This is a genomic window from Veillonella infantium, assembly GCF_002959895.1.
Lineage (GTDB): Bacteria > Bacillota > Negativicutes > Veillonellales > Veillonellaceae > Veillonella > Veillonella infantium.
This window is the reverse complement of record NZ_PPDD01000012.1, coordinates 72,745-86,985: the sequence shown is the minus strand read 5'-3', so window position 1 is coordinate 86,985 and position 14,241 is coordinate 72,745. Positions and strand designations below refer to the sequence as shown.

Here is a 14,241-nt window from a genome sequence, read left to right as displayed (position 1 = left end):
TATTTATTAATATTAATTTTCATTACTATCCACAATAGACTGTACTAATTCTTTCGCTTGCTTCACACCATCAGGAATACCGATGCCATCAAATGGTGTACCAATGAGATGTAAATTTGGATAGTGTTTTGCCACATGTTCACGCACTGCTGTGATCCCTGCGCGATGGCCCACATTATATTGCGGCATACAGTGAATAAGACGATTGATACGCACCCATTCTGGTTGCGTGGAGAAACTCATAATGCGTTGAATTTCTTTTACTGCTAATTCTGAAAGTTCTTCATCACTATATTGTTCTACCACATCATTGCCTGGTTTACCGATAAAGACGCGCAATACAATTTTATCATCAGGCGTTGTTTGAGGCCATTTTTGATTAAGAATAGTACACGCCGTAAGAGGCGTATCTGTGTTGCGTGTAATCAAGAGGCCCGAACCTTTTAATTCACCATCAAATGTACTTTTGTCAAAGGCCATAATGGCAATAGCACAACTAGACTGTTCCATGGAGCGCAGGAAATCAAAGCCGTCATCATCTTTAAACCATTGATTATACGTCGCCGGCGGTGTAGATATAATCACATGATCCGCCATAGCAGGAGCTTTATCAAGAAGTACCTCTGTAGCTGAATCTGTAGCTAAATCTGTAGTAGAATTGCTAGTTTCAACCCTATTATCAGCGTTAATAGAATCAGTTTTAATGGAATTGGAATTGGATTTGAAATTAGAATTAAAATTAGCATTAGCACTAGCATTAGCTTCACAGCCACAAGCATCGTTTCCAGACTTCACCACATCGATAGCATACATACCTTCAACATAGCGAATATTAGAAACTAGTGTCCCTGTATGCAAGTGCACATTACTAGGCATAGCATCAACAATAGCGGTAATCACGCTTTCAAGACCACCTGTTAACTGGCGGAACATACCAGATTGAGCTGCTGTCCCCTTTCGGCTCGCCATATCTGCTTGTGCTTTAGTAGACTTAGCTTCATGACTTTCGAATTGACGGTCTGTCATAGTCCCTTTACCAGCACGCGGTACGTCGCCTTCAGCTACGGCGCCTTTAGCCGCTTTAGTAACCCCCGCTTTAGAGTGGCCCATCTTAGCAGCCATCATGCCTTTTACCATATTCCCATATTTTTGTTCTACTTGAATAAAATGAGGGAATGTAGATAACAAGCTAATTTTATAAATGTCGCCGCCATAGATACCTGCCAATAAAGGCTCGATGAGTTTATCCATCATTTCTTGACCTAAATGGTATTGAAAGAAATGACCAATGGATACGTCACCATTTTTATCGAGCTGATACGGCTTTTTAAAGTAATCTAAACCAGCTCGCAATTTGCCAGGCCAAGAAATAAGCGTTGCTTTCACAAAAGGCATCATTTCCGTAGGGATGCCCATGATAGAGCCCCCTGGAATAGGATGAATAGAACCTTTGTCATACACAAAGGCTTGCCCTGTTTCATTCGATACAAGGGTGTCCCCTAAGCCGAGATCATAGACGAGATCCGTCATTTCCGTTTTACGGCCTAAGTAAGAATCAGGTCCCAGCTCTACTACGAAGTCATCGACGCGTTGTGTTTGTATTTTCCCACCAAATCGTGGTGCTTGTTCATAAAGAGTAATGGTCCAGTCCGGCTTTGCACGGCCTAAATAATAAGCCGCTGTCAATCCTGTTAGGCCACCGCCCACTATTGTTACATTCACGAATGAATCCTTTCTATTATTGCACTCGCCATCGCTTGCAAGAATGTTTCATCACAATTCGGCATTTCTGCACGCATATATACAGCGCCGCCAGCATCAACGAGTTCTTTGCACTCTACATCATTATCGTACAACACCTCTACATGATTGCTTACAAAGCCAAATGGTACAAAGGCTATATGTATCGCACCACTACGCAAAGCTTGATTGATTGCTTCCGCTACGGTTGGCCCTAACCATTGCCCATGAGGGGCTGCGCTCTGCCAAGCTACAGACCACTGTTCTAAATCGCAACGTTGAGCGATTTCTTTTGCACTTTCCTCTAAGGCCAAAGCATAAGAGTCTGCATTATGACTATTAATAAGAGGTATGCTATGAGCACTAAAAATGACAAATACATCTTTAGTGTCATTGATGCAGTCTGAAACTGCTTTTACCCAATACTCGATAAAGGAAGGTTGATCCCACCAAGCACGAATAACATCAAAGGTTACACCTTGAAGGTCACCAATTGCAGCCTGTACTTGTTTCTCATAAGCGCCAGTACCAAGAGACGTAAAGAATGGAGCCGTTACAATAGCGATAATATGCTCTACACCTTGTTTGACTAATGCATCTACCGCATCAGCAATGGACGGCTTCATATGAAGATATCCAATAGCCGATGGTATGGATGGCAACAAAATAAGCAGTCTATTATATTGACATTCTGCCATCGTTTGTAATTCTACGTTGGACCACTGACCAATGACATCATAACGATGGGTAAGATTTGCAACTTCAGCATCGGTCGGTACGCGACCATGACGAATACTCGTCATGTATGGCACTAAATCATCCTTACTTGAAGGGCTACCATAGGATAAGAATAATAATCCTTTTTTCTCGATGTTCACTAGCTTACCCCTCTTGTGCCCATAATTCACGACTGCGTTCATGTACATAGTCTGTAAGCCAATGAAGCTTTTTAGGATCTGCCTCGGGGAATACGCCATGACCTAAGTTAAAGATATGACGGCCATAACGAACACCATCAAGTAAGATGCGATCCACTTCGTGAGCTAATGTTTTTTCATCAGCGAATAAGTAGGCTGGATCGAGATTACCTTGTACCGTTTGTGTTACGCCTCGTTCATTAGCCATAACGATGGAGCTACGCCAATCAAGAGCGATTACATTCAATGGCAAATGAGACCAAATAGATACGAGATGATCCGTACCAACACCATTCATGGCCATAGGCAAGTGAGGGTATCTCTCCTTTACAGTCTTAATAATGCGTTCCATATGAGGATAAATACCTTGTTTATATTGGTCCGCATTCACTGCACCAACCCAAGAGTCGAAGATTTGTAGTGCGTTCGCACCGGCTTCAGCTTGCATAGACAAATATTCAATGGACATATCTGCTAACTTTGTCATCAATGCATTCCACACATCTGGTGCACCGATGAGCATGCCACGGGTCTTATTATAATTCTTTGTTGGTCCCCCTTCGATGAGGTAAGACGCAATCGTAAATGGTGCGCCACAGAACCCAATGAGCGGTACATCGAGCATACCAGATGTTAATAGAGTAATCGTTTTTCCAATATAATCTACCTTTGTAGGATCAAAGGTAGCTAATTTATCTACATCAGCCATGGAGCGAATTGGTGTATTAAACACAGGGCCTACACCAGCCTTGAGCTCTACGTTTACATTCATGCCTACCATAGGGCTCATAATGTCCTTATAAAGGATAGCTGCATCTACGCCGTATTCTTTTACAGGTAGCTCTGTAACACGAGCACACAACTCAGGCTCTTTTGTAATTTCAAAGAGCGTATATTTTTCTTTGATTTTGCGGTATTCCGCTTGGCTACGCCCAGCTTGGCGCATATACCACACAGGTGTTACACCAGGGTTCTTACCTTGGATCATATCTAAATATGCTGTATTCAAGTACTCAACCCCTTTCTTTCTAATTTATACTAACACACTATGATAACTAAAACAGTTACTTTAGTTACATCACATATATCATCACTATGAATATTCCCTGTGAAAGCTAAACACCTTCACAGGGGTTCAATTTAGTTATGACTTAATCAGTGGCAATCAATATTTAATTACGACTCAATCTATGGCAATCAATGCCTGTAATAGATTGAGCCATATCAAATACAGAACGTTGGCACGTGAATAGCCAGATTTGTTGGTTCTTTCCGATTTCAGCTAATAATTCTAACGCGCTACGTTGACGGTTTTCATCAAAGCGCACAAGAATATCATCTAATATGATTGGCAAGGATTCAACTTGGTAAGAAAATACCTTCGCTAGTGCTAATCGCAATGCCAAGTATACTTGGTCAGCCAAGCCGCTAGACCAGTACTTAAGCTCTAATCGCTCTCCATTGCCATTAACCAAGGCTACGCCTTCGTTGATACCAAGAACATCAAAGGTATACATACCACCAGTTAACCGTTCTATATAAGAAGATGCAAGTTCTAGCATATGAGGCTGTTTTTCTTGCTCGTACGATTGTTGAGCCTTATCCATGCAGTGACTCATCAACACTTGTGTAGCCCAATCCTCAAGAGCAGCTTCTAGTTCATTTTGTAATGCTTCACGTTCTTGAAGCATTTGGTGTTGCTCTTGGTCAGAACCTAGGGCACGCATAGACTCCACAATTTGACCACGGCGCTCATATAAGATTGCCAACTTATCTTCAATGGATGCTATTTCTCGTTCAGAATGAGCTAATTCATCAAGCCAATTATCCTTATTGCCTTCACGCAAGCGGCGATAGAATAAATCTCTATTCTCCGCATCAGGAGCTAATAAATCTAACTGAACCTGACTTTGTTTGTAAATGGTTTGCCATTGCTTGTATTGGTCTTCATCAATAAGATGTTGACGATACTCGTTGGAGCTTTCCATACCCGCCTTGTGCAAGAGCTCTTGTTGACGAAGTAGTAATTCTTTTTCTTTGCGGTGCCAATTATCGTACTCATTGCGGAAGCTTTTACGTTGTGCTTCCTTTTGTTCCCATACAATTTTATTTTGTTGGAAGTTTTTGTATTGGTTATAAATACGTTTTAACTCTGTAGGAGATACAGGCGCCTCCACACCAAGGTTATACCACAATGTCATCGCTTGGTCTTCAATAACGCGCAACCCTTCTTTATGCTCAGCTAATCGCTTTTCATAGCCTTCAATGGTGCGTAATTGTTCATGATATTGATCATACTCTTGTTTGAGACCAAAGAAATCATCTTCGTTAAGGCTCTTCGCCGCACCTTGAGGCAACCAATTCTGCCAAGCTGCAAGGGCTTCATCATAAATAGCTTGCAACGTATGACCTTCTTGGACCCAACGATCAAGATGTGCTGCACCCTCTATGGATGGAATTGGGCTCGCTACAGGTGTTGCGGCTTTAATGATTGCCTCTAGCTGATGCTCTACATCAGATTTACGAGATGACAAGATTTGTAACTCATAATTCAGTTTAGACACATCAGAATTGCCGTTATGACGTCTCCATGTAGCATACCAGAACAATGCCATAGATAGGATTAATAGTATAAAGCCGCCAATCGTATAGAGTACAGACTCTAATACTAATAAGCCTGCTAATACGAGCAAAACGCCAATCACTGCAGCTACGCCACTAATGCGTTGTAACCACTTTGGCAAATTGGTCGGTTGTGCATCAGGACCATAGCTATCCCGTTTCTCTGTAACTCGATCAATATCCATCAAGATAAGCTCTAGTTCACGTTCGAGATGCTCTTTTTTCGCCAAATCCTCTTCGCTGTAATTTGGTAACGATGCTCCGTCGAGATTGGCTACTGGCAAATCATCAGAAGCCTCAGCAGGCTTGCGATCTTGCCAATGTAATAATTGATCTTTAGCAGTGCGCAAGCGACTTGCTAAGCGCTCTCCTTCAAACCAATTCACATCATCAGCCATCGGCTCATCATCACGCCACGCAGAATGCATAGAACGAGAAAACTCTAATTGTTCTCGTACCTTAAAGATATACGCATCCCCTTCTTCACACTCCCGGCGCAATTGTTCCCACTTGGCGCCTTGTTGAATAAGGTCTTCAATATCTTGACCATACGTACCAAATGGACTATCTGGGCTAAAGTTAGCTGGCATCAAGGCCGCTTCCTTTTCCTGCCACAACTGCATATTATCTCGAGCTCGTTTGATTTCCTCATCGATACGAAGGAACTCATCACGACTCAAGGCAAGCTCACTATTGTACTGTTGCATATGCATACGCGCTTCTTCGCTACGGCGATACGTATCCCATGCGCGCAATACGACGTCTATACCATCGCGGTATTCCTTCCACTCTTGCAACTGACCTTGTAATTCTGCTTCAGTCTGTTCCGTACTGTGAAAGGCTTTTTGCAATTCTACATATTGCGTTTCATGTTCGGCTAAATGGCTTAACTTTTGACGATTTTCTTTAAGCTCATCCATCAATACATTGATGCGGCGTTTACCATTCGAGGAAGCTACTAATAGATCAGTAGCGCCTTTTTCCACATCTTTTACGACAGAGCCTAAATGCTCGCCCCCTTCAGCGCCGAAGAAACGAGACCTAACCTCTACCTCTTGTAGAACATCGAGGCCTTGTAAATCATCAAGGGTCAATGCAAAAATGCGGTTATATGTCTTTTTGTCGATACCATGCCACCAGTGTTGAGCTGGCTCCTCATGAATGGCTGGATTTCCTGGACTGTAAAAGTCTAGTTGTTTACCCTTACGACCAATGTAGTAGCTTTCACCATTACGCTCTACATCGAGGGCACCCGTCATAGGACCATAAGCCTTATGAGTACCACCAAATAGAAGTGTGCGCATCCCTTCAAGCAAAGAGGTTTTGCCACTTTCATTAGGTCCATACATGAGCTGAACACCATGATTTCCCGTAGTGAAAGACCAGTTGCGATACGGGCCAAATTCATCAAATCGTATGCGTTTAATGTTCATCGTTAGCCCCCATCAATACAGTAACACCTTCAATTTCACAGCGCTTCAAGGCGCGAAGCAATAATTCATCACTCAACAAATCGGCATATACACCTAAGCGTTTAAACTCAGGTCGTTCTGCCAAAATTTGACGTACCGTCTGTACCGCATTGCCATCAACCATACCATCATAGGCGCGTAAATAATCCCCTACTACATCGGATAACAATCTACGTTCAGCCAAATTAATGCTAGGTCGCGTATTACACATCATGCGATAAGGCATAACAAATATAGACTTGCTTTTCTCTTCACTTTGAGACTCTTGCAACCATAATTTGCGCACACCTTCTTGTGTACATAAACGATGCAATGGACCTGTGCCTACGAGAACAATGGAAAGCAAAATATTTTTCTTATACTGTTTACGCAAGTTTTCTTTTTTATGGCGTAAAATTTCTAAGAATTCTGCTTCAGTTTTCATGCCTGCAATATCAATTTTGATTTCTTCAAAACGGATAGCACTGGTCTCAATAAATCGAGGTTCGCAATGACCATTATGGGATACAGAGACGAGATAGCACCCCTTAGGGCCTATTTCTTTGCGGTGTAAACCTTGGGGATTACCGGAATAAACAACAAGAGGTTCCTCGCTAAGAACTTGAGATTTGTGAATATGTCCTAACGCCCAATAATCCATAGCCGCTTCTGCAAGATCAGTTAAACTGCACGGGCCGGTCACATTATGGTTTTCAGAGCCTGCACTAGAACCGACTGTGCCGTGCATGACAGCCAAAGAAAACTCATCACGTTCAAAGGCACGGTATTGGCGCGCATAATTGTCGCTTTCATTACCATGGCCACAGCTAATGCCGTAAACGCCACCAATTTCTATATTGTTAACAATTAATGGAAAACGTTGTACTTGTTCACTAGAGAATACATGCACATTATCTGGCATTTGCAGTTGCGCCTTCCAGCTTTCAGCAGGGTCATGATTACCTTGCACCATATATACTGCAATGCGATGTTCCGCCAAACGATACATGGCGCGCACAAAGCGCACCTGTGCTTCTAGATTATGATCTTCGCTATTATAAATATCACCAGCGATGACAACAGCATGAACATGCTCATCAATAGCAGTGTCAATAATTGTATCAAAGGCTACATAGGTAGCTTCGCTCACGGCACGATCAACGGCGCGGCTAATACCTGTAGCGTATTGAAAGGGTGCCCCTAAATGCAGGTCACCACAGTGTATAAATCGAAATGGCTGCATCTATATCCACTCCTTGTATTAGTACTTTTATTATAGTTATATATAGTAATTACAATATTTTATTATACTACAAAACCGTAAAGATTACTTAAAAATAACTATCAATCAATCTATCTAAATAGATACTAAAATATAGTATCTCCCATTAGATTCAAACTATAGGCCTTACCTGTATTTAAAATGGTCTAAAACCTACTGCGACATTTTTGTTAACTTAAAAATACATTAAGTTGACAATTTATACACGAACGTTTACAATCAAATTGTCAATATTTTATGTTTTTATTAAGTTAACAATTCTTGGAGGCTATTATGGCTTTGCCTACAGATCAACAATCAACCCAAGTGGGTACATACGAAAAAATCCTTACTATTGCCAACCGCATTATGAACGGCGGCGAAATCACTAAGAAAGAAGCAATCGAGCTGATTCATACTTCAGATGATGACACTATGATTTTACTTGCTATGGCCGATAAAATTCGCCAGCATTTCAATGACAACTCCGTGGATGTATGCGCCATTGTAAATGCACGTTCTGGCAAATGTCCTGAAAACTGTAAATTCTGTGCCCAATCTGCCCATCACGAAACAGGTGTTCAAGAATATCCGTTCATGGATGATGAAAGCATCCTCGATGCGGCGCGCAAAGCTAAAGAAGCAGGCGCTATTCGTTTTTCTATCGTAACGAGTGGTCGTAATACTAATAACCCAAATGAATTTAACCAAATCATTCGCGTATTAGACCGTATTAAAAATGAAGTAGGTCTCGAAATTTGCTGTTCTCTTGGTTTGTTAACTTACGAACAAGCTCTCAAATTAAAAGAAGTGGGTGTAACTCGATACCACTCCAATATCGAAACAGCGCCTAGTCACTTCCCAGATATTTGTACAACCCATTCCTACGAAGATAAAATGTCTACTATCGATAATGCTCAAAAAGCAGGTATTCGAGTTTGCTCTGGCGGCATCTTCGGTCTTAATGAAACATTAGAACAACGCGTAGAGATGGCATTCGAGCTTAAACGTTTGCATATTGACTCTGTACCACTCAACATTTTAAATCCTGTTAAAGGTACACCATTTGAAAATAATAAAGCATTACGTCCTCTAGATATTTTACGTACCTTCGCTGTGTTCCGTTTCATCTTGCCAAACGCATTGATTCGTACAGCTGGCGGTCGTGAAGTAAATCTTCGTGACTTACAAGCTTATGCTTTAAAAGGTGGTCTTAACGGCATCATGGTTGGTGGATACTTAACAACTGGTGGTCGCTCTCCACAAGACGATCTCCAAATGATTCAAGACTTGGAGCTAAGTCGCAATTCTGCCCAAGTTTAAATTTTCGTATATACCATTCTCGTTTGAGAATGTTGTATATAAAAAATATTCCTAAGATTTATAAATTTTTTACACATATAAAAAAGAACCATCTAGTTTGCTGTGCTAGATGGTTCTTTTATTGCCACAATAAATTATAAATGGCTTGACCATTTGTATTGCCTTCAATAGGTTCTGGGTTTTCATTATACTCTACATTTTCATAAGGTGTACCGTCTGCCATGTACGCATCTACCTTTAACGTTTCCATGGTACGATTATATCTACTTATATACACTTTATATCGCAATTCGTCGCCACCCAGTTCATTGACCCGCAGCCACAAAAGCGCATCATAATCACTTTTTTGAACACTGTCATTGTCAATAAATAATTGGTTTCCTGACGCATCTGGTCCAACATAATACCAGTCCGTTGCGTTAGCGGTCCCCCCTATACTGAGTAGCCACAAAAGGGACAATATGGTTAATATTTTCCTCATATGACTGCTCCTCTCATGCCTAAGAGCTGTATACTTTATAAAACTTTAATAGCCATTAAACCTTTATAAAATATACAACTTCTCCTTTATATATAATACCAAAATTGTCCCATATTTATCAACAATAATTAAACTTAATTATTATCTTTTTTAGAATTTCAAGAAATTAAAAGAAATTTCTTAAAAAATTTCATTTTCAACTCATTTTTTGTTCTTATAATGACAATGTCAAATGATAAATAGAGGTAACAATTCCCTGGTTACCATACGTGTATTTATCTCCCGACAAGTATTACTAACCCCAAACCTACTACTTGTTTAAATACATGGTTCATTTGATATTAATACTAACACTCCCCTTACATGAAAAAAGGACTCCAGTTGGAGTCCTTTTTTCGTTGTATAAAACTTTAATGAATCTCAAAATATAAACGTGTATAAATTCTATCTACTTTGTAATCCACGATAAACTAGTTCAAAAATAATTTTCTGAGCTTCTAACCACTCATCGCTCTGAGACCACTTATATTGTTTATTAACAGCATATAGACCGTGTACTAAAAATACAAAAACGGATACCCCCACATCAAACGAAACGCCAAGAGATTCTGCCATAACGAGCCCTTGCCGATCTTTTTCACGTTCTATAATGCGTTGTAATACATATTCTGAAATTTGTTCATCTAAAAATAAAGGTAAATACTTTTTATGTCGTATAATACGCTGACATAAAGGCAATCTATCAAAAATAGAATCGTATGCTTCTCTCAACGAAACAGAATTAGAAGCAGCTGATAAGGTGTTAGCTATGGTTTGTAAATTGTTGTTATCTACCATTCCTGGCTTTGAATAAGCGATTGCATCATCCACTAAATCATCAACAATTTCCATGATATTACTATAGTGTAAATAAAAAGTAGAACGAGTTATACCCGAAGCTTTACACAACGATGTTACTGTTACAGTCTCAAAAGAATTGTTTGCTAAACAACTAAGCAAGCCTTCTTTTAACAACATACGTGTCATTTCTTTTCGAGTTATCATATAACCTCCAATATAGACACTTTTATACAATGTGTCTATTAATAAACATAGTGTTAATTATTGTTGAGACTAGTATAACAAAACAAGGTACACTAGTTCTAGAGATTAGAAATAATAATCTATTCAATTAAATCGACAATAATTTAATTAAGGAGATAACTATGACACAATATACTCACATTCGAAATGCTACAGGAAAATTAACAATAAAAAATACAACATTCCTTATTGATCCATTTTTAGCACCAAAAGATACTTATCCTGGTTTTGAAGGAACATTTAACTATCAACAAAGAATGCCTATGGTTGATTTACCTCTATCAATGGACAATCTATTAAGCAATGTAACTGCAGTGGTAGTTACACACACACATCTTGACCATTGGGATGAAACGGCAATTAATGCTATTCCAAAATCACTTCCTATTTTTGTACAAAATACAGCGGACAAAGAACTTATTACTTCACAAGGCTTTAATGATGTACGCATCATTTTTGAAAGTCTGGAGTTTAATGGTATCACATTAAGAAAAACAGGTGGCTCCCACGGCACGGTAGAAATGTATGCAAATCCAGTTCTCGCACCATTAGCAGGCGATGCGATGGGCGTTATTTTTGAAGCAGCAGACGAACCAACTGTGTACCTTGTAGGCGATACAGTTTGGACAAGTGATGTAGAGAAGGCCCTCCTTCGCTTCGACCCTAACGTTATTATTATGAACACTGGATATGCTCAAGTTTTAGGCTTTGAAGATAGTATTATTATGGGTACAAAAGATATTGGCCGCATGGTGGTACGCAAACCAGAGGCAAAAATTATTGCGGTTCACATGGATACAGTTAATCACACAGCAACAAGCCGTGAGGATGTGCGCAAATTTATCAAAGGCAACAACATTGAAAGCCATGTAGCAGTGCCTGAAGATGGTGAAACCATCACACTTTAGTAGGTCTAAAACAATTAGTACATTATACTACGGCTAATACAAGACTAGTAAAAAATCTATCCACAAACAATAAAAAACACCCTCTTAATTCTAATAGTCATAATAACTATAAGATCTATAGAGGGTGTTTTTATACTTAACTACAAATTATTATCTATCAAAAGATAAACTATTTTACTTCAGCCCAACCTAAAGCAGCGCGTTTAGCATCGATATCAGCTAAGATTTTTTCAGCTACTTTAGCAGGATCAGTATTTACATACATAACAGAACCTAAGATATCCTTAGTGTCTTCTTTAAGCCATTTTGTAACAGCATCAGAGCCTTGTGTAGGTGGCTCAACGCAGTGGTAAGAGTTGATACCCATCAAGCGGAAGCCAAGGGATGCATCGATACCTTTTTCGTTAGACCATTCAGGGCTAGACATTGCAAATGGCATTTGTGGTAAGTTAAGACCTAATTCACCGGCAATACCAGCAAAGATACCGGAAGAACGAGCATTATCTACACATTCGCCAACATGCCATACTGGTGGTTGATCATCGCCCAAGAACTCTTGCAATGCAGGGCTACATTTCTTAATAGCATCTGTATTACAGTAACCAAGTTTCATCAATGGGAAGGATGCACAACCATTTGTTAAGATGATACAGCCGTTTTTGATAAGTGTATCAACGATATCTACAGTTGCTTTTTCGTAGATAACGCGAGGGTTGGAACAACCTACTACGTTTACGATACCACGAACTTTACCAGATTTTAAAGCCTCTGCCAATGGTTTGAAGGAACCATAATGTTTAACAGTGGATTCTGGAGAGAAACCAACTTCAGCAGTGATTTCGTATGGCGGAATGAATACAGGCATACCTTTACGCAATTCATGAGCTTCAAGAGCGCGATCCAAGATTTTGCGAGCCAATGCTTTTGTTTCAGACAAGTTAGTGTGATGGTGATCGTAACCGATGTGTTCTGCACCTGGTAAACGAGCTGCATCAGATGTAGTAATAACTTTTGTGTTGAAGCAACGTGCTACGTCCATGATAGCAGGGTAAACGTCTTGAACGTCAGCTACCCAGCAATCAAGAGCGCCTGTACCAAGTACAAGTTCCGCACCGATAGCATTACACAATGGAATAACGTTTTCGTAGCGGTACATGCTGGACAAACCAGAGCAGCAGATACCGTAGAATTGGATACCTTTAGCACCGATAGCTTTTGCTTTTTCTAAGTACTCTTCAGAAGCACCAATTTTACAAATTTGGGATACTAATGTTGGCAAGTGACCATGAACAGCGATGTTAACATAACCTTTTTTCAAGGCACCGATGTTAACTTTGGATGTACGACGACCACCAAGACCGAACAAGGCATCTGTTGCGATGTCCGCTGCTACTACGCCAGTGAATGTGAAAGCAAGGCCACAACGCAAGAATTGTTTCATATTGCTTTCCCAATCGCCATCTGTACCTACGCAAGTACGATGATATGCATCAAATGCTTCATTATACGCAGAAATAGGCAAGATATCCAAGTTTTTCCATACTTCACGACGTTCAGCTGGAGCTAACGCTGTAATTGTTTTATATTCGCCAGGCAATGCACGGCTCAAATCTTCGAGCAATACATCTGCCAAGTCATTAGCCACTTCTTTTAAGGAACGGCCTTCTTCAGGGATGTTGAAAGCTTTACATACAGTACGAATTTTTTCTTCACCCATAATTGGAATATCCAATTGGTCATTAGCGGCAGCTTTCAAAGAAATCAAGATTTCACGAGCATGTGCACCATGTTGAGTCAAGCCACCTGCAGCAGCACGTGTCATATTACGAGCTACGATAAGGTCAGCATCAGCACCGCAGACACCGCGAGGGCTCTTAGGTGTAATTTTACATGGACCCATGAAGCAGATACGGCAACATACGCCAGCAATACCGAAAGTACATTGTGGTTGTTGTTTATCGAAACGGTCAAATACTGTATCGCAACCAATTTGCTCCATGCGAAGAATCATTTCGCGTACAGCTGGATCTGGTGTTTGTTCGATAACATCTTGTTTTGTAGGCCAAGTTTTACGATATTCTGCAACGGCTTTCATGTAGTCGTTTACGCCATGTTCATGAGGTACCCCTGGTTCATGAGTGTGTGGCACCCATTTATCCGTAGGCAACGCTTTGCCATGACTATGGTCATGGTCATGATGGTGATCATGGTCGTGATCGTGATGGTGACCGCCACAATGGCAGTGATCATGGTCATGATGATGGTCATGATCATGATGGTGATGATGTTCGCCATGGCTGTGATCATGGGTATTTTTATTTTCCACATCTTTACTCATAATAATCCTCCTAGGGGCCTACGTAGGCCAACTAATACTAATAAGAAAACATATTCTACTTTTATGCAAGTTAATTCCACCTCAACGATGGGTTTTAAATCCTATCTCCAAAATATG

General features: G+C 40.4%; 10 protein-coding genes. 2 read left to right on the top strand and 8 right to left on the bottom strand.

Translation table 11 applies throughout. The features are described from left to right. Positions 1–12 precede the first annotated feature (12 nt). From hemG to VCHSUH03_RS07660, 5 genes are all read right to left on the bottom strand, one after another. Positions 13–1,722: a protoporphyrinogen oxidase gene (hemG, locus tag VCHSUH03_RS07680; protein WP_105094609.1), complete on the bottom strand. Its 1,710-nt coding sequence runs from the start codon at positions 1,720–1,722 to the stop codon at positions 13–15. Next, on the bottom strand, positions 1,719–2,618 hold the full coding sequence (hemH, locus tag VCHSUH03_RS07675; RefSeq protein WP_105094608.1) for a ferrochelatase: 900 nt from the start codon (positions 2,616–2,618) through the stop codon (positions 1,719–1,721). The genes hemG and hemH overlap by 4 nt, the downstream gene beginning before the upstream one ends. A 4-nt stretch (positions 2,619–2,622) precedes the next feature. Beyond that, positions 2,623–3,666 (bottom strand): uroporphyrinogen decarboxylase, encoded by a 1,044-nt coding sequence (hemE, locus tag VCHSUH03_RS07670; protein ID WP_105094607.1) that lies wholly within the window; start codon positions 3,664–3,666, stop codon positions 2,623–2,625. A gap of 163 nt (positions 3,667–3,829) precedes the next feature. Beyond that, entirely contained in the window at positions 3,830–6,712 is a 2,883-nt protein-coding gene (locus VCHSUH03_RS07665) for an ATP-binding protein (protein ID WP_105094606.1), read from the bottom strand. Further along, a complete protein-coding gene (locus VCHSUH03_RS07660) occupies positions 6,702–7,973 on the bottom strand; it encodes a metallophosphoesterase family protein (RefSeq protein ID WP_105094605.1) in 1,272 nt (423 codons plus the stop codon). Before VCHSUH03_RS07660 ends, VCHSUH03_RS07665 begins: the two co-directional genes overlap by 11 nt. A gap of 312 nt (positions 7,974–8,285) precedes the next feature. Between VCHSUH03_RS07660 and bioB the strand changes: the two genes are divergently transcribed. Further along, complete coding sequence (bioB, locus tag VCHSUH03_RS07655; RefSeq protein WP_105086429.1) at positions 8,286–9,314, top strand: biotin synthase BioB; 1,029 nt, start codon at positions 8,286–8,288, stop codon at positions 9,312–9,314. A 118-nt stretch (positions 9,315–9,432) separates the two neighbouring features. Here the strand turns inward: bioB and VCHSUH03_RS07650 are convergent, their stop codons facing one another. Then, positions 9,433–9,795 carry a hypothetical protein gene (locus tag VCHSUH03_RS07650; protein WP_005387626.1) on the bottom strand — a complete coding sequence of 121 codons (363 nt, stop codon included), beginning with the start codon at positions 9,793–9,795 and terminating at the stop codon, positions 9,433–9,435. Positions 9,796–10,239: 444 nt separating this feature from the next. Continuing rightward, complete coding sequence (locus VCHSUH03_RS07645; protein WP_105094604.1) at positions 10,240–10,839, bottom strand: TetR/AcrR family transcriptional regulator; 600 nt, start codon at positions 10,837–10,839, stop codon at positions 10,240–10,242. A 161-nt stretch (positions 10,840–11,000) separates the two neighbouring features. Between VCHSUH03_RS07645 and VCHSUH03_RS07640 the strand changes: the two genes are divergently transcribed. Then, complete coding sequence (locus VCHSUH03_RS07640) at positions 11,001–11,786, top strand: MBL fold metallo-hydrolase (RefSeq protein ID WP_105094603.1); 786 nt, start codon at positions 11,001–11,003, stop codon at positions 11,784–11,786. Between the two features lie 169 nt (positions 11,787–11,955). Here the strand turns inward: VCHSUH03_RS07640 and cooS are convergent, their stop codons facing one another. Beyond that, entirely contained in the window at positions 11,956–14,124 is a 2,169-nt protein-coding gene (gene cooS, locus VCHSUH03_RS07635) for an anaerobic carbon-monoxide dehydrogenase catalytic subunit (RefSeq protein WP_105094602.1), read from the bottom strand. Positions 14,125–14,241 lie beyond the last annotated feature (117 nt).

Excerpts from the sequence above, each read along its gene's own strand:
- VCHSUH03_RS07665 (WP_105094606.1), bottom strand. The coding sequence starts at position 6,712 with ATGAACATTAAACGCATACGATTTGATGAATTTGGCCCGTATCGCAAC.
- VCHSUH03_RS07660 (WP_105094605.1), bottom strand. The coding sequence starts at position 7,973 with ATGCAGCCATTTCGATTTATACACTGTGGTGACCTGCATTTAGGGGCA.
- bioB (WP_105086429.1), top strand. The coding sequence starts at position 8,286 with ATGGCTTTGCCTACAGATCAACAATCAACCCAAGTGGGTACATACGAA.
- VCHSUH03_RS07650 (WP_005387626.1), bottom strand. The coding sequence starts at position 9,795 with ATGAGGAAAATATTAACCATATTGTCCCTTTTGTGGCTACTCAGTATA.
- VCHSUH03_RS07645 (WP_105094604.1), bottom strand. The coding sequence starts at position 10,839 with ATGATAACTCGAAAAGAAATGACACGTATGTTGTTAAAAGAAGGCTTG.
- VCHSUH03_RS07640 (WP_105094603.1), top strand. The coding sequence starts at position 11,001 with ATGACACAATATACTCACATTCGAAATGCTACAGGAAAATTAACAATA.
- cooS (WP_105094602.1), bottom strand. The coding sequence starts at position 14,124 with ATGAGTAAAGATGTGGAAAATAAAAATACCCATGATCACAGCCATGGC.